Below are 20,084 nucleotides of genomic sequence, written 5' to 3'. Positions count from 1 at the left end.
CAGACTCGTGAACGCGCCCCTTGAGGACATCGTCGTCATCGACCTGTCCCGAGCCCTCGCCGGCCCGCACGCGGGAATGATGTTGGGAGACATGGGCGCCCGCGTCATCAAGGTCGAGTCGCCCGGGACCGGCGACGACACCCGCGGCTGGGGGCCACCGTTCGTCGGGCCCGAGGACGACCCCATCTCGACCTACTTCCTCGCCGCCAACCGCAACAAGGAGTCGATCACCCTCGACCTGAAGTCCGACGACGGTCGCGAGGTCCTCACCCGACTGGCAACCCACAGCGACGTGCTCATCGAGAACTTCCGCCCGGGCGTCCTCGACCGGCTCGGCTTCTCCGCGGCCCGCCTCCACGAGCTCAACCCCCGACTGGTCATCCTGTCGATCAGCGGGTTCGGGCACGACGGACCCCAGGGCGGGCGACCCGGCTACGACCAGATCGCCCAGGGTGAGGCCGGGCTCATGTCGGTGACCGGTCCCGACGCCGACACCCCTCAGCGCGTGGGCGTCCCCATCGGCGACCTGCTCGCAGGCATGTACGGCGCCTACGGCGTGGTCACCGCGCTCCACGAGCGCACCAGGACCGGCGTCGGGCGCGTGGTTCGCACCAGCCTGCTCGCCGCAATCGTGGGCGCCCACGCCTTCCAGGGCACCGCCTACACCGTGGCCGGTCACGTCGGTCGCGCGCAGGGCAACCACCACCCGTCGCTGTCGCCCTACGGCCTGTTCCACTGCCAGGACGGCGACATCCAGGTCGCCTGCGGCAGCGAGTCGCTGTGGACCACGCTCGCCCAGGCGTTCGGCATCGACCCCGCCACACCGGGGATGGCCACCAACCGCGAGCGCACGGTGAACCGCCCCCAGGTGACGGCCGCCCTCAACGCCGCCTTCGCGGCACACCCGCTCGACGTCCTCCTCCCGCGCCTGGCCGAGCTCGGCATCCCCGCGGGCGAGGTGCGCAGCATTGACCGCGTCTACGACTGGGACCAGACGCGGTCGCAGGGACTCGTGCTCGACATCGACCACCCCGTGCTGGGGCCCATCGAGATCCCCGGGCCATCGATCCGCTTCGACGACAACGCGTATGCCGGTGGGCGCAGCGAGCACCTCGCGCCGCCGACGTTGGGCCAGCACGACGAGAGCGTCCGCGCCTGGCTCGACGAGATGGACCAACGTCAGGGCTGAGGGCCGCACGCGCACGTACCATCGGTGAGGTGGGCGTGGGTGCGCAGCAACCGAGGCAGGAGATCCGGTTCTGCCGTGCGCCCGACGGGGTGCGGATCGCGTATGCCGTGCACGGCACCGGTCCGCCGCTCGTCGTGGACTCCTGTTGGCTGAGCCACCTCCAGTACGACTGGCAGTCACCGGTCTGGCGGCACTACCTGCAGGAGTGGGGCGCGCACTGGACCGTGGTCCGGTTCGACGAGCGAGGGCACGGGCTCTCCGACCGGGAGGTCACCGACCACGGCCTCGAGGCGCGTCTCGGCGACCTCGAGGCGGTTGTCGACGACGCCGGGCTGGACCGGTTCGACCTCCTCGCGATGGCCCAGGGAGGCCCGGTCTCCATCGCCTACACCGCACGTCACCCCGAGCGCGTCGCGCGGATCGTGTTCTACGGCAGCTTTTCCGGCAGGCCGTCCGAGGACCCGACCGATGACGAGATGGACGACACGCTCGACGGGCTGATCAAGGTGGGCTGGGCACGTCCGGACTCGGCCTTCCGGCGGGTCTTCACCTCCCTGATGATCCCCGGCGCCACCGAGGAGCAGCGGGTGTGGGTCGACGAGCTGCAGCGCGTCTCGACCACGGCCGACATCGCGCGGGCGGCGAGGAAGCAGCGCCGGGCCGCCGACAGCTCGGGCCTGCTGGGCGACCTCCACCTGCCGACCCTCGTGCTGCACTCACGCGGAGACCTGATGCAGGACTTCGACGAGGCCCGCCACCTGGCCGCCGGCATCCCCGGCGCGCGGCTCGTTGCGCTCGAGAGCGACAACCACATCGTGCTCGAGGACGAGCCCGCTTGGCAGGTGTTTCGCGAGGAGCTGTTCCGGTTCCTCGCTCCCGAGGAGGCGGGCACAGCCAGTCCGGACACGGGCGCCGCGGCGCCGTCGCGGGCCAACGGCGACGCCCCCCGCCGCACGGACCGCCTCCACGACCTGTCCCCTCGTGAGGTCGAGATCCTGCACCTGGCCGCGGAGGGGATGGACAACGACGCGATCGCCCAGGCGCTGACGCTCAGCGTGCGCACGGTCGAACGCCACCTCAGCAACGTGTACGCCAAGCTCGACCTGCACGGGAAGTCGGCTCGCACAGCAGCCGTGGCACGCCTGCTCACCCGCGCCTGACCGACTCGCGCCCCGCTCGGTCGGGCGTGACGGCATACACGCACTCCCTGTGCGCGCCCGGTCGCCCTGCACCGCCACCAGGCGGCTCGAAGATGGGTACCTCCACGGATGTCGCGCCCTGTCACCCACGCCTACCTTCGTGGTCGCAGGGTGAAACCCACACCAGAAGAAGGGCAACACAGCATGACAACCCAGACATCCGGGACCGCGATCACCGACACCGACGAGGACCGCGCCCTCAAGTCCAAGCACGCCACGATGTGGGCGCTCGGCAACTACGCGGCCGTGGCCAGCGACGTCATCGCCTCACTCGGCCCGATCGTGGTCGAGGCCGCCGGGATCACCGCCGGGCAGCGCGTGCACGACGTCGCCGCCGGGTCCGGCAACGTCGCCATCCCGGCCGCCCGCACGGGCGCCGACGTGGTGGCCACGGACCTCACGCCAGAGCTGCTCGACAAGGGGCGCGCCGACGCGGAGGCCGAGGGCGTGACCGTCGAGTGGCGGGTCGCCGATGCGGAGGCGCTGCCGTTCGACGACGCCGAGTTCGACGCGGTCGTGTCGTGCGTCGGTGTGATGTTCGCACCGCACCACCAGGTGGTGGCCGACGAGCTGGTGCGCACCGTCCGCCCCGGGGGGACCATCGCGCTGCTCAGCTGGACGCCGGAGGGCTTCATCGGGCAGATGTTCGCCACGATGAAGCCGTATGCCCCGCCGCCGCCTCCCGGCGCGCAGCCAGCGCCGCTGTGGGGTCACGTGGACCACGTGCGCGACCTGTTCGGCGACCGGGTCGAAGGGCTCACGGCGCGACAGCAGGACCTCGTGGTGGACCAGTTCGCGACGCCGGAGGAGTTCCGTGACTTCTTCAAGACCAACTACGGCCCGACCATCGCCGTCTACAAGGCCATCGCCGACGACGCCGACAAGGTCGCGGCGCTGGACCGCGACCTCGTCGCCCTGGCGGAACGCTTCGACCGCGGGGACGGCTACACCGTGCTCGACTGGGAGTACCTGCTCGTGACCGCCCAGCGGGTCTGAGCCCCACGAGAGAGCCACGGCGAACCACACGTCAGCCCCGCCCGGAGTCCGGGCGGGGCTGACGTGTCAGGCGGCGTGGTGTCTGGCGCAGGCTCAGGCCGTGCGGACCGGGCGACGGTTGCGCAGCTTGCGCCGCACCTGCTTGTTGATCGCCTGCGCGGCGATGCCGATCCGGTTACGGCCGGGCTCCGGGTTCGGGAGCGACAGCGAGATGACCTGCCCCCATGCGGACGCGACCTGCTTGTAGAGCGGCCCGGTGGTGTAGGTCAGGCCGTACCGCTCGCAGATCTCCTGCACCCGGGGGGCGATCTCGCCGTAGCGGTTGCTCGGCAGGTCGGGGAACAGGTGGTGCTCGATCTGGTGGCTCAGGTTGCCGGACATGATGTGCAGCGCCTTGCTGCCCGAGATGTTGGCCGACCCGAGCATCTGGCGCAGGTACCACTCGCCACGGCTCTCGCCCTCGATGGACGCGCGGGCGAAGGTCTCGACGCCCGAGGGGAAGTGGCCGCACATGATGATCGAGTGCGTCCAGACGTTGCGGACGAAGTTGGCCGTCGCGTTGGCGGCGATGGTGTGCAGGAACGACGGGCCGGACAGCAGCGGGTGCAGGAGGTAGTCCTTGCGCGCCTGGCGGCCGACCTTGCGCAGCACCATCTTCCCGTTGCGCTTGAACTCCTCCTTGTCACCGCGGCCGGCGAGCTGCTTGCCGATCTCGAGGTCGTAGGCCGCGATGCCGTACTGGAAGAAGCACATGTTGAGGAAGTTGTAGATCGGCTGGCCGAGGTAGGCCGGCGTCCAGCGCTGGTCCTCGTCGACGCGCATGATGCCGTAGCCGAGGTCGTTGTCCTTGCCGATCACGTTGGTGTACGTGTGGTGCAGCTCGTTGTGGCTGTGCTTCCAGAGCGCGGCCGGGGTGGCGCTGTCCCACTCCCACACGGTGGAGTGGATCTTGGGGTCGCGCATCCAGTCCCACTGGCCGTGGAGGATGTTGTGGCCGACCTCCATGTTGTCGAGGATCTTGGCGACGGACAGGCCGGCGGTGCCGACGATCCAGGCCGGCGGGAAGATCGAGAACAACAGCACGGCGCGCGAGGCGAGCTCGATCTTGCGCTGCACGTCGATGACCTTGCGGATGTATGCCGCGTCCTCGGCTCCGCGGGAGTCCAGGACTCCCTGGCGCAGCTCGTCGAGCTCCATGGCCAGGGCCTCGACGTCCTCGGCAGTCAGGTGCGCGGTCGGGTCGGCCTTGCCGGAGCGCTTCGGCACGTGGCGACGCTCGGCGATGGCGGTCGACAGCCGGCTGTTCGTGGACCGGGTCGCGGTGCGCACGGAGGGAGCGCCAGGGGCCTTCGGGGTGGAGGCAGCGGAACCATCGATCGTGAGGTCAAACTTCTCTGCGGTGGCAGTCATGACGTCTCCTTAGAGGTCGATCTCGCAGTGGCCGGCAGCCGCCGACACACAGGTCTGGATGCGGATGCCGTCGCCCTTGGCGGCAATGGTGAGGTCGCCGCTGCGCAGGTCGCGCACGGCACCCTCCTTCAGGGGCACGACACAGCCGAAGCAGATGCCCATCCGGCAACCGGACGGCATCAGGACTCCGGCGGCTTCGCCGGCGTCGAGGATCGGGGTCGCACCGTCGGCATCGACGGTGATGCGCTGGGTGCCGAAGGTGACGGTGCCACCCTCGCCCTCGGCGATGATGACCGGGCGGAAGCGCTCGGTGTGGAGTCGGTCGGTGATCTCGGCGTCGGCCCAGGCCGTCTCGAAGGCGTCGAGCATGCCGGTGGGGCCACAGGCCCAGGTCTCGCGGAAGCGCCAGTCGGGCACGAGCTCGTCGAGCGAGTCGGTGCCGACCATCCCCTGCGTGTCGGTGTGCCGCTCGACGAGGCGGATGCGGCCGGCCTCGGCCCATTCACGCAGCTCGGCGGCGAAGATGACATCGGCCTCGGTGGGGGCGGAGTGGATGACCACGACGTCGTGCAGCTCGTCGAGGTGGTTGCGGAGCATCCCCATCACGGGCGTGACGCCCGATCCCGCGGTGACGAACAGCGCGCGGGCCGGTCGCGGCGACGGGAGCGTGAAGTCGCCGGTCGCCTGGTCGAGGTGGATCAGGGTGCCGGGCTGCAGCGCCCGCACGACGTGGTTGCTGACCTTGCCGTCCGGGATCGCCTTGACGCAGATCGAGATGATCCCGTCGGGGGCGGTCACCGGGGAGGTGAGCGAGTAGGCGCGCCAGTTGCGTACACCGTCGACGTCGACGCCGATCCGGATGTACTGGCCGGGCACGTGGCCGGCCCACGAGCGACCGGGCTTGATGCGCACCGTGACGGCGTCCCGGGTCTCGGGCGTGACGGACACGACGCGACCACGGAGGTCGGCGCCGGCGCGCATGGGTGCGATCAGGTCGAGGTAGTCATCGGGCAGCACGGGGGTGACGACTGCCTCGGCAACTCGGCGGAGGACCGTGCGCAGGGACGGCAGGGGTCTAGTGGACCCTGGCGTCGTGCGGAGCGGGAGAACTGCGGTCATGGTTCCACTATGAGCGATCAGGTAGGGTAATTTCCTGACCACAGCGCGTGAGAATCGCGACCACAATTGTTCGCAAAGGATAAAAACGAGTGGTGACGTCGGCCAGCGGGACCGCTGCTGAGCACGCGGCGGAGCTCAGTATCCCACCTGAGGTGCAGAGCGAGCTCAAGCGCGCTCTCCCCCAGGTGGCGGCCGACGCCGTCCAGGCGATCATCGTCGAGGTTCCCAGCTACGCCGAGGCCCGCGACTACCTCGTCGGCAACATCGAGTCGGCCGTGCAGGTCGCCCTCGGCAGCTTCCTGACCATGRCCGCCCGGTCCGACGACCCCAGCTCGCCGCTCGGCCCCGCCCGCCAGGCCTCCTACGCCCTGGGCCGCGGCGAGGCTCGCAGCGGGCGGAGCATGGACGCCCTGCTGTCCGCCTACCGGATCGGCGCCCGCGTCTCGTGGCGCGAGCTGTCGGCCGTCGGCGTGCGGGCGGGGATGTCCGCGCCCCTCCTGGCGCAGTTCGCCGAGCTCGTGTTCGCCTACATCGACGAGCTCTCGGCGGCGAGCGTCGCCGGTCACGCCGACGAGCTCGCCACCGCGGAACGCAGCCAGGAGCGCAGGCTCGAGCGGCTGGCCCTCGATCTGGTGCGCGGCGCGTCCGACGAGGTGACCACCCGCCGCGCGGAGCGTGCCGACTGGGCCGCACCGACGACGGTCACCGTGCTGCTGGTGCCGGACGAGCGGCTGCACCAGGCCCGAGCCCTCGTGGACCCGCGGTCACTGTTCCTCGGCGAGGACCTGCCCGACCTGACTGCCTCCGAGGACTACGTCGTGCTGCTGGTGCCCGACCTCCGAGCACCCGCCCGCCGTCGGCTCCTGCGGTCCCTGCGCGACTACGGCTGCGTGCTCGGTCCGGCCAGGCCCTGGCTGCAGACGGCTGCCTCCTACCGGCGGGCGCTGCGAGCGGCGCGCCTGCTTGCGGCCGAGAACACCCGCAACACCACGGCATACGACACGGACGCCCACCTGGCCGAGCTGGTCCTGAGCGCCGACCCCGAAGCCCTCGCGGACCTGCAGGCCCGCGCTCTGAAGCCGCTGGACGACCTGACCCCCGCCGCTCGGGAGAAGCTCGTCGAGACCCTGCGCCTGTGGCTGCTGTTCGGTGGGCGGCGCGAGGCGGTGGCGGCCGGGCTCTTCGTCCACCCCCAGACGGTGCGCTACCGCATGGGGCAGCTGCGCGAGCTCTTCGGTGACGACCTCGACGACCCCCACGTCGTGCTCGACCTCGTCCTCGCCCTGGGCGTTCCCCCCACGGGCGGGACGCGCACGCCCTAGGCTCGTCGCCTCGCACTCCGGAGGTGGCATGTCAGACCCGTCCAGGCCCACGCGCCGACTCGGCGGGCTCGAGCTCGCCACCACCGTGCTCGACACCGACAGCTGGGTCTCGTGGGACGGTCCGGTCCGCGACGTGGCTCCCGAGGGTTCTGCGTATGCCGCGGAGCTGGCCGCCGCCCGCGAACGCTCCGGCGCCGACGAGGCCATCATCACCGGCGAGGGGCGCATCCGGGGGCGCCGGGTCGCCCTCATCGCCGGGGAGTTCGGCTTCCTCGCCGGGTCGATCGGCAGCACGGCCGCCGAGCGGGTGGTGCTCGCGTTCGAGCGCGCCCGCCGCGAGGAGCTGCCGCTCTTCGCCGCGCCCTCGTCGGGCGGCACCCGCATGCAGGAGGGGACGCCCGCCTTCGTCGGCATGGTCAAGATCAGCGCCGCGTGTGCCGAGTTCAAGGAGGCGGGGCTGCCCTACCTGGTCTACCTGCGACACCCGACGACGGGCGGCGTCTTCGCCTCGTGGGGGTCGCTCGGGCACGTGACCGTGGCCGAGCCCGGCGCGATGATCGGGTTCCTCGGGGCCCGGGTCTACGAGGCGCTCTACGACCACCCCTTCCCCGAGGGCGTGCAGACGGCCGAGAACCTCTTCGACCACGGACTCATCGACGCGATCCTGCCCGTCGAGGCGCTCGCGGAGGTGGCCGACCGCGCGCTCACCGTCCTCACCGGCCCCCGGCAGGACCTGCCCGACGTCCCCGAGGTGCCCAAGGAGCAGCTCGCCGACACCCCGGCGTGGGAGTCGATCACCCGCTCGCGGCGCTCCGATCGGCCGGGGGTGCGCGCCCTCCTGCGGCTCGGCGCGACCGACGTGCTTCCGCTGCACGGCACCGGCCAGGGCGAGTACGACCCCGGGATGCTGATGGCCCTGGCCCGGTTCGGCGGAGCCCCGTGCATCGTGCTGGGTCAGGACAGGGACCGGCAGACGCTCGACGAACCGTTGTCCCCCAAGGGACTTCGCGTGGCTCGGCGCGGCATGAAGCTGGCTCACGAGCTCAAGCTTCCCCTCGTCAGCATCATCGACACCGCGGGAGCGGCGCTCTCGAAGGAAGCCGAGGAGGGCGGGATGGCCGGCGAGATCGCCCGCTGCCTCGCCGAGCTGGTCATGCTCGACGCGCCCACCGTCTGTGTGCTGCTCGGCCAGGGCACCGGAGGCGGTGCGCTCGCCGTCATGCCGGCCGACCGGGTGATCAGCGCGCAGCACTCCTGGCTGTCCCCGCTGCCGCCCGAAGGCGCCTCGGCGATCCTCCACCGCGACACCAGCCACGCCCCGGAGCTGGCCACCAGCCAGCGGGTCCGCTCGCTCGACCTGCTCCACGCCGGGATCGTGGACCGGATCGTCGCCGAGCACCCCGACGCCGCGGACGAGGCCGAGGAGTTCTGCCTCAGGATGTCGCAGGCCATCCAGCACGAGCTGGCCACCCTCGCGCGCGAGGACCCGACCACCAGGCTGGCCGCGCGACTGGAGCGCTACCGCCGGCTCGGGTGAACCGGCATACATCTGCCAAGGCAGGTCCGGCCATTGGGCAGGTCCTGCCAACGTCATCGGCGGTCGCGCATCCCTAGGCTCGCCGCACGGACGACGAACGGAGGTGGCATGCGGGTCCTGATCGCGCTCGGCGGCAACGCCATGACCGGTCCCGACGGCAGCGCCACCCCGCAGGCCCAGCGGGAGGCCATCGGGCGGGCGATGGGACACGTCGCCACGGTCGTCGCCGCCGGGCACGAGGTCGTCCTGACCCACGGCAACGGTCCGCAGGTCGGCAACCTGCTCGTCAAGAACGAGCTCGCCGCCAACGTCGTCCCCCCGGTCCCGCTCGACTGGTGCGGCGCCCAGACGCAGGGGACGATCGGGTTCACCATCCTCGACACCCTCGAACCAGCCCTTGCCAGACTCGGGCTTGGCCACCCCGTCGCCGCGCTCGTCACCCGCACGCTGGTGGACCCCGACGACCCTGGCTTCGCCACGCCGACCAAGCCCATCGGCCGCTTCCTGCCCTACGACCAGGCTCGGCCCCTCATCGAGCACGGCGAGACGTGGGAGGACCGCGGCGACAAGGGGTGGCGTCGCATCGTGGCCTCCCCCGCGCCCGTCGAGGTCCTCGAGACCCACACCCTGCTCACCCTCCTGCGCGCGGGCTACGTCGTCGTCGCGGCGGGGGGCGGCGGCATACCGGTGGTGCGGGACCCCGACGGCACCGTCCGCGGGGTCGAGGCGGTCATCGACAAGGACCTCACCGCGGCGGTGCTCGCCCGCGCCATCGGCGCCGACGCGCTCGTCATCGCGACCGACGTCGAGAACGCCGTCCTCGACTTCGGGACGCCGCAGGCGCGCCCAGTCGGCCGCGTCCCCCTCGCCGAGATGGAGGGGTATGCCGCGGACGGCCAGTTCGCGTCCGGCTCGATGGGCCCCAAGGTCGAGGCTGCCATGCGGTTCGTCCGCGAAGGCGGGGGACGCAGTGTCATCACCGCCCTCGACCGCATCGCCGACGCGCTCTCCGGTGACGTGGGCACCATCATCGAACCAACGACAGACAACGGAAGGTGACCACCCATGCCCGAGCCCATTGAGGTCCGCAAGGTCCCGATCCACAGCGTGTCCGACGCGAGCGAGCTGGCCAAGCTCATCGACGACGGGGTGATGGACGCCAGCCGCGTCATCGCCATCATCGGCAAGACCGAGGGCAACGGTGGGGTCAACGACTACACCCGCATCATCGCCGACCGTGCTTTCCGCGAGGTGCTGGTCGCCAAGGGTGCGCCCGCCGACCAGGTGAAGCAGGTGCCGATCGTCTGGTCGGGTGGGACCGACGGGATCATCAGCCCGCACGCGACCATCTTCGCCACGGTCCCGGCCGACCAGGCGGAGCAGTCCGACGAGGCGAGGCTGACGGTCGGGTTCGCGATGAGTGAGCCGATCCTCCCCGAGGAGATCGGCTACACAGGCATGATCGAGAAGGTCGCCGCAGCCGTGCGGGTCGCGATGGAGAAGGCCGGCATCACCGACCCCGCCGACGTCCACTACGTGCAGACCAAGACCCCGCTGCTGACCATCCACACCATCCGCGACGCGGAGTCCCGCGGCGAGTCGGTCTGGACGCACCACACCCACGAGTCGATGGACCTGTCCAACGGCACGACCGGTCTCGGGATCGCCGTGGCGCTCGGCGAGATCGAGATGCCCACGAACGACGACGTGATGAACAACCGCTCGCTGTTCTCGGCGGTCGCATCCTGCTCGTCAGGGGTCGAGCTCGACCAGGCCCAGGTCGTGGTGGTCGGCAACACCAAGGGGATCGGCGGTCGCTACCGCATCGGTCACTCGGTCATGCGCGACGCCCTCGACGCCGACGGCATCTGGGCGGCCATCAAGGATGCCGGCCTCGACCTCCCCGACCGTCCGCACACCAGTGACCTCCAGGGCCGGCTGGTCAACGTCTTCCTCAAGTGCGAGGTCAGCCAGGACGGCGCCGTTCGAGGCCGACGCAACGCCATGCTGGACGACTCCGACGTGCACTGGCACCGCCAGATCAAGTCGGCCGTCGGTGGCGTCACCGCGTCGGTCACGGGAGACCCGGCGGTCTTCGTCTCCGTGTCGGCCGCGCACCAGGGGCCCGACGGAGGTGGCCCCGTGGCCGCGATCGTCGACCTCGGCTCCGGCGAACCGACCGGCTACCGCGCGCCGACCACCTGAGATTCCCCCACTTCTGGCCACTCATCCCCGACCTGAGGCGGACATCCCCGCTCGGACGGGCCATGAGTGGCCAGAAGTGCGAATGGATCAGTGGGCGCTGTGCCTAGTGACTGAAGTGGCGGGTGCCGGTGAAGTACATCGTGATGCCGGCTGCCTCGGCCGCCGCGACGACCTCCTCGTCGCGCACCGAGCCGCCGGGAGCGACGACGGCCCGCACGCCCGCGTCGAGCAGCACCTGGAGCCCGTCGGCGAAGGGGAAGAACGCGTCGGACGCAGCCACCGCGCCCGGGGCCCGCTCGGCGCCCCCGGTGTTGGCCCGTGACACGGCGAGGTGGCACGAGTCGACCCGGTTGACCTGCCCCATGCCGATGCCCACCGAGCCGCCGTCCTTGGCCAGCAGGATCGCGTTGGACTTCACCGCGCGCACGGCCCGCCACGCGAACTGGAGGTCTGCGAGGGTCACCTCGTCGGCCGCCGCACCAGCCACCAGCCGCCAGCGGGAAGCATCGTCGCCACCGGGCGTCTCACCCTCGACGACCGCATCGATGCGGTCCGGCAGCTGCACCAGCAGGCCGCCGCTGATCGGCCGCGTCTCGATGGGGTCGCGGTGCGCCGCCATGTCGGCGGGCAGCTGGAGCAGGCGCCGGTTCTTCTTCTCCCGCAACACCTCCAGCGCGTCGGCGTCGAACGACGGAGCCGCGATGACCTCGCTGAACGTCTCGTTCGCCGCGAGCGCCATCGCCTTGGTCACCGGCACGTTCGTCGCGATGATGCCGCCGTAGGCGGACACCGGGTCGCAGGCGTGCGCCGCGGCATACGCCTGCTCCACGGTGGCGGCCACAGCGATGCCGCAGGGGTTGGCGTGCTTGATGATCGCCACCGTGGGCTGGTCGCCGTGGTCGAAGGCCGCGCGGACCGCGGCGTCGGTGTCGATGTAGTTGTTGTAGGACATGTCCTTGCCGTGCAGCTGCTCCGCGGAGGCCACGCCGGGACGCCAGTGCGTGTAGAGCGCTGCCGGCTGGTGCGGGTTCTCGCCGTAGCGCAGCACGTTGGACCGCCGGAACGTCGCGCCCGTCCACGCAGGGAATCCGGTGCCGTCGGAGGTGTCGGTGTAGGCGTTGCCCATCCAGTTCGCGACCGCGTTGTCGTAGTCGGCGGTGTGCACGAACGCCTGCGCGGCCAGCCGCTTGCGCTCGGTGAGCGTGAAGCCACCGCCCCCAGCGGCGTCCAGCACGGCGGGGTATGCCGCGGGGTCGGTGATGACGGCCACGCTCGGGTGGTTCTTGGCCGCAGCCCGCACCATGGAGGGGCCGCCGATGTCGATCTGCTCGATGACCTCGTCGGGTCCGGCGCCCGAGGCCACAGTCTCGCGGAACGGGTACAGGTTCACCACGACCAGCTCGAACGGCTCGACACCGAGGTCGGCCAGCTGGGCGAGGTGGTCGGCCTTGCGGGTGTCGGCGAGGATCCCGGCGTGCACCCGCGGGTGCAGGGTCTTGACCCGCCCTTCGAGGCACTCGGGGAAGCCGGTCAGGTCCTCGACCTTGGTCACAGGGAGACCGAGTCCCTCGATGAGGGCGGCCGACCCACCCGTCGACACGAGCGCGACACCGGCCGCGTGCAGCCCCCGCGCCAGCTGCTCCAGTCCGGTCTTGTCGTAGACGGAGACCAGCGCCCTGCGGATCGGTCGGCGGCCGAGGTCGGCAGCGGGAGCGGTGGCGCCTGTGGTGGTGGCGGAACTGGCGGTGGCGGACTGCTCGGTCACGGGATGGTGGCCTTCCCATCGGAAACGGTGATTCCTTCGCGGGCCGCGCGGCCCACGATCTGGACGAGCAGCGGGTGCTCGACAGCTTTGATGCGCTCGTGGAGCGTGTCCTCGGTGTCCTCCGGCTCGACGTCCACGGTGGCCTGCGCCAGGACCGGCCCGGTGTCGATGCCGGCGTCGACGACGTGCACCGTGCAGCCGGTCTGGCGCGCGCCGGCCGCCAGGGCGTCGCGGACCGCATGGGCGCCGGGGAAGGACGGCAGCAGGGCGGGGTGGGTGTTCAGGACGGTCCACCGCCCGAGGACCTCGGGTCCCAGGAGCTTCATGAACCCCGCGGAGACCACGAAGGCCGGCTGGTGGTCGCGGATCCGCTCGGCCAGGGCCGCGTCCCACTCCGCCCGGGTGTCGTAGTCCTCGACCCGGCAGACGAACACCGTGATGCCGGCCGCCGCAGCACGGTGGAGTCCAGCGATGCCCGCACGGTCGCCACCGACGGCGAGGATCCGCACGCCGTAGGCCGGGTCGGCCGTGGCGTCGATGAGGGCCTGGAGGTTGGTGCCCGACCCGGAGACCAGGACGACGATCCCGGTGGGTTCAGGCGCAGTCACCCGGGAGACGATACCGAGCCGCCGCCGCGAGGCGTCAGCCGCGTCCGCCCACCATGGTGTCGGCCGGCTCAGCGGCGGAGCTTCCAGCGGTCCCACGCCAGGACCAGCGACGCGCCGACACCGAACTCGACCAGCAGCGCCAGGGTCAGCATCCCGGCCGGTGCCCCGATGTCGGACAGCCGCGCGACCCCGAGCGAACCGCCACCCAGGACGTCGAGCAGGCCCAGCGCCCCCGCGGCCACCACCACGGCCGTGCCGGCGACGGTGAGCTTGGTGCGCTCGGTCGACAGCCGGGCCACCGCGCTCAGCGACCGCCAGCCGATGAAGGCGCCGATCGCGACCGGCAGGAGGACCACCAGCGGCAACAGGCCCGGGAAGGCGCCCGGTTGGGGCAGCGCCCCGAACACCGGCACCATCGGCAACAGCGAGGTACGGCTTCCGGTCCAGGTCGCCGAAGCGCCCTCCACCGCCGAGAACCCCGTGCCGGCGACGAACGACACCGCCCACAGAGCCAGGTTGGGCAGCACGGCCAGCTGGGCGAGGACAAGGACCACGCCACCGATCACACCGGGGGCCAGCTCACCCTGGAGGTGGCTCACCCGGTCGAACTGGAGCACCACGAGGAGCACACAGAGCGCCATGCCGAGCCCGAGCACCGTGGCGGCACCCTCCAGACCCGGGCGCACCGCCCGGCGCACGGCATCGGGCAACCACGAGGGTCGTCCCAGACCGGGTCCGGCCAGCTCTGGCCGCCCCGTGACGAGCCTGGCCAGCGCAGTCGCGGCCGCCAGCACGGGAACCACCAGCACGGGCAGGACGAGGGTCCAGGCGACCGGGCTCGGGCCCGCGAGGAAGGCGACGAGGACCCACAGCAGCGCGCACGCGGCATACCCGGCCGTCCAGGCGCCCAGGGCGAAGGCGACGGGGCCGTGCACGGCGTCGCGCAGGAGGCGGATGGTGCGCGCCTCGGCGGCTTCACGGGCGGCACGCGCCGCGGCCCACGAGCCGATCGCGACGTTGACGGCGAAGGCGAGCAGCGGGACCACGGTGAGGTGGGCGGCACCGAGGGTGAGGTGCGCGCCGCCGGACAACAGCCACAGGCTGGATCCCACCCCGAGGGAGCTGGTCCAGGACACGGTGCTCTCGGGGGCGGCGACCCAGACGAGCAGCGCGGGCAGGACGAAGACCGCCGCCGAACCCGCCGCCGCCAAAGCACCGGCCACCAGTGCCCGCCGGTGCGCGACGAGGCCGGGCCCGCCGTCGGTCGACGAGGTGCCCCCACGCAGTAGTTCCATCACAGTCATCGCTGCTCCATCGTCGCCGACGGGGTCGACGCAGCCTGCGTGCAACGCCGAACACCTGCGGAGAAATGTCCGAACGCGCCGCAACCCAACCTCGCGCGAGCGCGTCTGCTGCGGTGTGATGGCCACAGCGGTTTCGAACGGCACGACCGTGCCGACGGGCGCTGCGGTTCCGACGGGAGCAGTGGTGCCGACCAGACAGGGGGTGGCGATGGGCGCGCAGTCCGCCGAGGCGGAGTTCGACGCGTTCTACCGCGACACCGCCCGCCGGGTCGTGCACCTCGTCTACGCCTTCACCGGCGACCTCACCGTGGCCCAGGACTCCACCCAGGAGGCCTACGCCCGCGCCTGGCAGCAGTGGTCGACCGTGCGCACCCACGACGACCCCCTCGCCTGGGTGCGCACCGTCGCCCGACGGATCGCCATCTCGGGCTGGCGCAAGAAGACCAGCCAGGACCGCGCCCACGAACGCCACGGCGCCCACGACACCACGGGGCCGCCGACCGAGGACCGGGTCGCCGTGGTGGCGGCGCTGCGGACGCTGCCCGACCCGGTCCGCGAGGCCGTGACGCTTCACTACCTCGGCGATCTCAGCATCGACCAGATCGCCCACGAGACCAACACCCCCGCAGRCACCGTCAAGGCGCGCCTGCACCGGGGCCGCGCACAGCTCGCGCAGGCCCTGCGGCACGAGGAGAACCCCCATGGCTGACCACGACGACTGGACGGCTGACCACGACGCCCGGCTGCGGGCTGCCCTGACGTCGCTGCGCGCCGACGTCGAAGCCGCACCCCTTCCCGACGTCCGCTTCGTCAAGGCGAGGGGTATGGCGCGTCGTCGCCAGCGGCTGCTCACCTGGACGGCGGCGGCTGCCGCGGCAGTGGTGGTGGTCGGGACGGTGGGCTACTCACAGCTCGGTCGCGAGGCCGCCAGCCCGCTGGTCCCGGCGACGCGGAGCAGCACGACCGGTTCTTCCCCCTCCCCCACGACCAGCGCCGCCGACTCTCTCGACCAGCCCGGTGCGCTGCCCCTGCTGCAGGAGTGGACCAGGGCCCTCGACCTCAAGGGCGACGCGCGCCTCACCCCGGTCAAGCCGTTCGAGGCGGTGGAGTGCCTCGATGCCGAGCCCGGCACCAAGGTGCAGCAGGAAGGCATCACCCTCGACGCCGGTGGCCCGTCCGGCGGCCAGGTGCGGTTCTCGCTCGGCAAGGGCACCGACCCCGAGACCGCGGCGTCGGGGGTCGCCAACGACATCTCCGACTGCCAGATGGGTCCCGACTTCCGCATCACGGCCCTCGACGACAGGGATGCCGGGGCCTTCTACTCCTACCGGGCCGGCGACGCCGGCACCGGCTGGCTGATGGTCATCCATGGCGCCCACGACGTCGCAGTCCTCCAGATCACCGACCCCACCACGACGCCCCAGTTCACCCTCGCCCAGGTCACGGCGCTCGGTGAGATCGCAAGGGAGCGGTTGGCCCGCTACGGCACCACCTCCACCCCGACCACTCCCCCCTCGACGACCAGCGGGCCGAAGGCCCTCGACGAGGACATGACCGTCACCGGACCCGGCGCCCTGCCGTCGTCGAAGCTGTTCGTCGCCGCGTCGCAGTGGGCCTCGGAGGGGCTGACGGGTGGGGCGAAGACCAACGACGGACCCGGGGCCCTCGAGGGGTCGACGGCGGTCGCCAGCTGTGAGACCGACGACCAGCAGGCCGGCATCGGTGGGCGCGTCGGCGTCGTCTCGATCCGCACGGGCACAGGCGCCGCGACCTACATCGGCCGGCAGCGCGTGCAGCTCGACGACGCCACCGACGACGCGGTCCAGAAGGCCTACGTCAGCGCACGGCTCAGCGAGGCCAAGGCGCTCTACGCCAAGGGTTGCGACGGCGCCAACTACACGGTGAAGTCCACGCCCGGCCCGACGGACGGGACGTTCCGTCTCGACACCGTCTTCAACGACGGGTCGGCCACCCTCTCCGAGTGGGTGGGGGTCACCAGCCAGCGGACCCCCGGCGCGGTCAGCACCGTCGTCATCACGGCGGCGAAGAGCCCCGAGCAGGGCTTCGCCGAGCTGGACCGGCTGCTCGCCCTGGCCCGCCAGAAGTAGCCAGCCACACGGCATACCGGGACGCGCGACGGCCGTCACCCACCAGGGTGACGGCCGTCGTGAACTGCGTTGCGGCAGAAGCTACTTCTGCAGCCCCTGCATGATCTCGCGCATCAGGTCGGCGGTCGCGGACGGCGTCTTGCCGACCTTGACGCCAGCCGCCTCGAGGGCCTCCTGCTTGGCGGCAGCCGTGCCCGCGGAACCGGAGACGATGGCGCCGGCGTGGCCCATGGTCTTGCCCTCGGGAGCGGTGAAGCCGGCGACGTAGCCGACGACCGGCTTGGTCACGTGGTCCTTGATGTAGGCCGCGGCCCGCTCCTCGGCGTCGCCACCGATCTCGCCGATCATGACGATCGCGTCGGTGTCGGGGTCCTTCTCGAACGCCTCGAGGCAGTCGATGTGGGTGGTGCCGATGATCGGGTCACCGCCGATGCCGACGGCCGTCGAGAAGCCGAACTCGCGCAGCTCGAACATCATCTGGTAGGTCAGGGTGCCCGACTTGGAGACCAGGCCGATGCGTCCGGCGCCCGCGATGTTGGCGGGGATGATGCCGGCGTTGGACTTGCCGGGGCTGATCAGGCCGGGGCAGTTCGGCCCGACGATACGGGTCACCTTGCCCAGGGAGTAGTTGTAGAACTCCGCCGAGTCCTTGACGGCGATGCCCTCGGTGATAACGACCGCGAGCGGGATCTGCGCGTCGATCGCCTCGACGACGGCGGACTTCGCGAAGGCCGGGGGCACGAAGATGACCGAGGCGTTGGCCCCGGTCTCGGCGATGGCCTCGGCCACGGTGCCGTAGACCGGCACCGAGACGCCACCGTCGAAGTCGACGGACGTGCCGGCCTTGCGCGGGTTGACGCCACCGACGATCTGGGTGCCGGAGGCGAGCATGCGCTGCGTGTGCTTCATGCCCTCGGAGCCGGTCATGCCCTGGACGATGACCTTGGAGTTCTCATCGAGAAAAATAGCCATTTGGTGTGCCGTTCCTTCGGTCAGTTCGTCGCGGCCGAAGCCAGCTCGGCGGCCTTGCGGGCCGCGCCGTCCATGGTCTCTTCGATGGTCACCAGCGGGTGGTTGGCCTCCGCGAGGATGCGCCGGCCCTCCTCCACGTTGTTGCCGTCCAGGCGGACGACGAGCGGCTTGGTGGCCTCGTCGCCGAGGTTCTGCAGCGCGCCGACGATGCCGTTGGCCACCGCGTCGCAGGAGGTGATGCCACCGAACACGTTGACGAACACCGACTTCACCTGCTCGTCGCCCAGGATGATGTGCAGCCCGTTGGCCATCACCTCGGCCGAGGCGCCACCACCGATGTCGAGGAAGTTGGCCGGCTTGGGCTGGCCCGGGAACTCCTCGCCGGCGTAGGCGACGACGTCGAGGGTCGACATGACCAGCCCGGCGCCGTTGCCGATGATGCCGACCGAGCCGTCGAGCTTGACGTAGTTGAGGTTCTTCTCCTTGGCAGCGGCCTCGAGCGGGTCGGCCGCGGCCTTGTCCTCGAGGGCCTCGTGGTCGGGGTGCCGGAAGCCGGCGTTCTCGTCCAGCGTCACCTTGCCGTCCAGCGCGACGATGTCGCCTGACACGGTCTTGACCAGCGGGTTGACCTCGACCAGCGTCGCGTCCTCGTCGCGGTAGACCGTCCACAGGGACTGCAGGACCGGGACGATCTTGGCGCCGGTCTCCTCGTCGAAGCCGGCCGCAGCGACGATCTCTCGCGCCTTGGCCTCGTCGATGCCGGTGTTGGGGTCGACCGCGAGGCGGGCCAGCGCCTCCGGGCGCTCGACGGCCAGCTGCTCGATCTCCATGCCTCCCTCCTTGCTGCACATCGCAAGGTAGGTGCGGTTGGCCCGGTCGAGCAGGATCGAGAAGTAGTACTCCTCGGCGATCTGCGCACCCTGGGCGATCATCACGGTGCCCACGGTGTGGCCCTTGATGTCCATGCCGAGGATCGCCTCTGCGTGCTGTTGGGCCTCGTCGGCGGACTTGGCGACCTTGACGCCGCCGGCCTTGCCTCGGCCACCGGTCTTGACCTGCGCCTTGACGACGGTCACGCCGCCGCTCTTGGGACCGATCTCCTCGGCGGCCGCGCGGGCCTGCTCCGGAGTCGTGGCGGTGGCACCGGCGAGCACCGGCACGCCGTGCGCCTCGAACATGTCTCGAGCCTGGTATTCGAACAGATCCACGTCTGACGTCCTCGTCTACGGATGGGTTTGGTTCGACGCCGAGACTAGCCCTGTAGCGACCGGCTGGCTCCCTCGGGTGCGTGCGCAGCGGCCCAATGGGACCAATCTCACGACAAGCGGCGGCGATCGCGCGGCGGCCGACCCGGGCTCAGGCCCCAGGCGTCCGACCGGCCAGGACCGTCGTGAGGATGTCTGCGTCGCAGTTGCCTCCGGAGAGGACCACGCCGACCCGGTGTCCGCGCTGGGAGCCGCGCTCCCCGAGGAGTCCGGCCAGCGCGATGGCCCCCGAGGGTTCGGGCAGCTGGTGGGTGGTGCGCAGCAGGACGCGCATGGCCTCGGCCGTGTCGTCCTCGGCGACCCTCAGGATGCGCGCCGCACCGCGGACCATCTCGTCGACCGCGGCGGCGATGGGCGCGCGGCAGGCCACCCCGTCGACGAAGGTGGCGGCCTCCGGGGTGTCGACCACCTCCCCGGCCGCGAAGGACAGGGCCGTGGCCGGCGCGAGGTCGGACACCACACCGACGACCTCGGTGGACAGACCCAGGAGGTCGCGCACCCCGATGAGGCCGCAGATGCCCGAACCCATCCCGACCGGCACGTAGACGGTGTCGAGCGGACCGGCTGCGTCGAACAGCTCGAGCGCATAGGTCCCCACCCCCACCACGAGGTCCGGGTGAAACGGCGGGACGGCCTCGAGACCGAGCTCGGCCTCCAGACTCATGGCGTGCTCACGAGCCTCCTGGAAGTCGCGACCGTGCACGATCAGCTCGGCGCCGAAGCCCTCCATCGCGGCGTTCTTGTCGGGGCTGTTGCCCTCGGGCACCACGATCACGACGCGCAGCCCGGCCGCCCGACCGGCATACGCGAGGGACTGTCCGTGGTTGCCGCGCGTCGCCGAGACGAAGCCCTTAACCTCGGGGCGCTCGCGCGCGGCGCGGTCGGCATAGACCAGACCACCTCGCACCTTGAAAGCCCCTGTGGGAGTGTGGTTTTCGTGCTTCACCCAGACCTCGGCACCGACGTGTTCGCTGAGGAGCGGCCACTCGAGCTGGGGTGTCGCCGCGAAGTGGCGGCGCACGACCGTCGTCGCGGCGTCGAGCTCGGCACGGGTGAAGGTCATGGGCGTGAGTCTGCCCGAGGTG

Annotated in this window: 17 protein-coding genes; 9 read left to right on the top strand and 8 right to left on the bottom strand. The window is 71.3% G+C overall.

Going from position 1 to position 20,084, the window contains the following annotated elements:
* The first annotated feature begins 7 nt into the window (after positions 1 to 7).
* The 3 genes from AC1DVZ_RS01185 (at position 8) to AC1DVZ_RS01175 (ending at position 3,384) form a co-directional block, all read left to right on the top strand.
* Positions 8 to 1,189, top strand: a complete 1,182-nt coding sequence (locus AC1DVZ_RS01185; RefSeq protein WP_477616351.1) for a CaiB/BaiF CoA transferase family protein — start codon at positions 8 to 10, stop codon at positions 1,187 to 1,189.
* Between the two features lie 29 nt (positions 1,190 to 1,218).
* Entirely contained in the window at positions 1,219 to 2,349 is a 1,131-nt protein-coding gene (locus AC1DVZ_RS01180) for an alpha/beta fold hydrolase (RefSeq protein ID WP_477616350.1), read from the top strand.
* A gap of 183 nt (positions 2,350 to 2,532) precedes the next feature.
* On the top strand, positions 2,533 to 3,384 hold the full coding sequence (locus AC1DVZ_RS01175; protein ID WP_477616349.1) for a class I SAM-dependent methyltransferase: 852 nt from the start codon (positions 2,533 to 2,535) through the stop codon (positions 3,382 to 3,384).
* 93 nt (positions 3,385 to 3,477) lie between these two features.
* On the opposite strand, the gene AC1DVZ_RS01170 is transcribed toward AC1DVZ_RS01175, so the two are convergent.
* Positions 3,478 to 4,794, bottom strand: coding sequence for a fatty acid desaturase family protein (locus AC1DVZ_RS01170; protein ID WP_477616348.1), 1,317 nt, complete (start codon positions 4,792 to 4,794; stop codon positions 3,478 to 3,480).
* Between the two features lie 9 nt (positions 4,795 to 4,803).
* A complete protein-coding gene (locus AC1DVZ_RS01165; protein ID WP_477616347.1) occupies positions 4,804 to 5,913 on the bottom strand; it encodes a ferredoxin reductase in 1,110 nt (369 codons plus the stop codon).
* Between the two features lie 92 nt (positions 5,914 to 6,005).
* On the opposite strand from AC1DVZ_RS01165, the gene AC1DVZ_RS01160 reads away from it, so the two are divergent.
* The 4 genes from AC1DVZ_RS01160 to bar all read left to right on the top strand — a co-directional run bounded on the left by AC1DVZ_RS01160 (position 6,006) and on the right by bar (position 10,977).
* Positions 6,006 to 7,235, top strand: a complete 1,230-nt coding sequence (locus AC1DVZ_RS01160; protein WP_477616346.1) for a PucR family transcriptional regulator — start codon at positions 6,006 to 6,008, stop codon at positions 7,233 to 7,235.
* A 28-nt stretch (positions 7,236 to 7,263) separates the two neighbouring features.
* Positions 7,264 to 8,772: a carboxyl transferase domain-containing protein gene (locus AC1DVZ_RS01155; RefSeq protein ID WP_477616345.1), complete on the top strand. Its 1,509-nt coding sequence runs from the start codon at positions 7,264 to 7,266 to the stop codon at positions 8,770 to 8,772.
* Positions 8,773 to 8,880: 108 nt separating this feature from the next.
* A complete protein-coding gene (locus AC1DVZ_RS01150; protein WP_477616344.1) occupies positions 8,881 to 9,831 on the top strand; it encodes a carbamate kinase in 951 nt (316 codons plus the stop codon).
* Between the two features lie 6 nt (positions 9,832 to 9,837).
* Positions 9,838 to 10,977 (top strand): barbiturase, encoded by a 1,140-nt coding sequence (bar, locus tag AC1DVZ_RS01145; RefSeq protein WP_477616343.1) that lies wholly within the window; start codon positions 9,838 to 9,840, stop codon positions 10,975 to 10,977.
* 103 nt (positions 10,978 to 11,080) lie between these two features.
* Here the strand turns inward: bar and purH are convergent, their stop codons facing one another.
* From purH to AC1DVZ_RS01130, 3 genes are all read right to left on the bottom strand, one after another.
* Positions 11,081 to 12,661 (bottom strand): bifunctional phosphoribosylaminoimidazolecarboxamide formyltransferase/IMP cyclohydrolase, encoded by a 1,581-nt coding sequence (gene purH / locus AC1DVZ_RS01140; protein ID WP_477616396.1) that lies wholly within the window; start codon positions 12,659 to 12,661, stop codon positions 11,081 to 11,083.
* 77 nt (positions 12,662 to 12,738) lie between these two features.
* Positions 12,739 to 13,350: a phosphoribosylglycinamide formyltransferase gene (gene purN, locus AC1DVZ_RS01135; RefSeq protein ID WP_477616342.1), complete on the bottom strand. Its 612-nt coding sequence runs from the start codon at positions 13,348 to 13,350 to the stop codon at positions 12,739 to 12,741.
* Between the two features lie 68 nt (positions 13,351 to 13,418).
* The gene (locus AC1DVZ_RS01130) at positions 13,419 to 14,654 is read right to left on the bottom strand and encodes a cell division protein PerM (RefSeq protein WP_477616341.1); all 1,236 of its coding nucleotides are present in this window, start codon (positions 14,652 to 14,654) and stop codon (positions 13,419 to 13,421) included.
* A gap of 208 nt (positions 14,655 to 14,862) precedes the next feature.
* Here AC1DVZ_RS01130 and AC1DVZ_RS01125 point away from each other — a divergent pair, with 208 nt between their 5' ends.
* On the top strand, positions 14,863 to 15,363 hold the full coding sequence (locus tag AC1DVZ_RS01125) for a SigE family RNA polymerase sigma factor (protein WP_477616340.1): 501 nt from the start codon (positions 14,863 to 14,865) through the stop codon (positions 15,361 to 15,363).
* A complete protein-coding gene (locus AC1DVZ_RS01120) occupies positions 15,356 to 16,762 on the top strand; it encodes a hypothetical protein (protein WP_477616339.1) in 1,407 nt (468 codons plus the stop codon). The genes AC1DVZ_RS01125 and AC1DVZ_RS01120 overlap by 8 nt, the downstream gene beginning before the upstream one ends.
* 81 nt (positions 16,763 to 16,843) lie before the next feature.
* On the opposite strand, the gene sucD is transcribed toward AC1DVZ_RS01120, so the two are convergent.
* From sucD to AC1DVZ_RS01105, 3 genes are all read right to left on the bottom strand, one after another.
* Positions 16,844 to 17,734 carry a succinate--CoA ligase subunit alpha gene (gene sucD / locus AC1DVZ_RS01115; protein ID WP_477616338.1) on the bottom strand — a complete coding sequence of 297 codons (891 nt, stop codon included), beginning with the start codon at positions 17,732 to 17,734 and terminating at the stop codon, positions 16,844 to 16,846.
* 20 nt (positions 17,735 to 17,754) lie between these two features.
* On the bottom strand, positions 17,755 to 18,942 hold the full coding sequence (gene sucC / locus AC1DVZ_RS01110) for an ADP-forming succinate--CoA ligase subunit beta (RefSeq protein WP_477616337.1): 1,188 nt from the start codon (positions 18,940 to 18,942) through the stop codon (positions 17,755 to 17,757).
* Between the two features lie 148 nt (positions 18,943 to 19,090).
* Complete coding sequence (locus AC1DVZ_RS01105) at positions 19,091 to 20,062, bottom strand: threonine dehydratase (RefSeq protein ID WP_477616336.1); 972 nt, start codon at positions 20,060 to 20,062, stop codon at positions 19,091 to 19,093.
* Positions 20,063 to 20,084 lie beyond the last annotated feature (22 nt).

It is taken from the genome of Pedococcus sp. P2_E5, from assembly GCF_056403895.1.
The sequence above is the reverse complement of the archived record's forward strand: the minus strand, read 5'-3'. Positions and strand labels throughout refer to the sequence as shown.

Excerpts from the sequence above, each read along its gene's own strand:
- AC1DVZ_RS01130 (WP_477616341.1), bottom strand. The coding sequence starts at position 14,654 with ATGACTGTGATGGAACTACTGCGTGGGGGCACCTCGTCGACCGACGGC.
- AC1DVZ_RS01105 (WP_477616336.1), bottom strand. The coding sequence starts at position 20,062 with ATGACCTTCACCCGTGCCGAGCTCGACGCCGCGACGACGGTCGTGCGC.
- AC1DVZ_RS01175 (WP_477616349.1), top strand. The coding sequence starts at position 2,533 with ATGACAACCCAGACATCCGGGACCGCGATCACCGACACCGACGAGGAC.
- AC1DVZ_RS01150 (WP_477616344.1), top strand. The coding sequence starts at position 8,881 with ATGCGGGTCCTGATCGCGCTCGGCGGCAACGCCATGACCGGTCCCGAC.
- sucD (WP_477616338.1), bottom strand. The coding sequence starts at position 17,734 with ATGGCTATTTTTCTCGATGAGAACTCCAAGGTCATCGTCCAGGGCATG.
- AC1DVZ_RS01165 (WP_477616347.1), bottom strand. The coding sequence starts at position 5,913 with ATGACCGCAGTTCTCCCGCTCCGCACGACGCCAGGGTCCACTAGACCC.
- AC1DVZ_RS01170 (WP_477616348.1), bottom strand. The coding sequence starts at position 4,794 with ATGACTGCCACCGCAGAGAAGTTTGACCTCACGATCGATGGTTCCGCT.
- AC1DVZ_RS01155 (WP_477616345.1), top strand. The coding sequence starts at position 7,264 with ATGTCAGACCCGTCCAGGCCCACGCGCCGACTCGGCGGGCTCGAGCTC.
- AC1DVZ_RS01120 (WP_477616339.1), top strand. The coding sequence starts at position 15,356 with ATGGCTGACCACGACGACTGGACGGCTGACCACGACGCCCGGCTGCGG.
- bar (WP_477616343.1), top strand. The coding sequence starts at position 9,838 with ATGCCCGAGCCCATTGAGGTCCGCAAGGTCCCGATCCACAGCGTGTCC.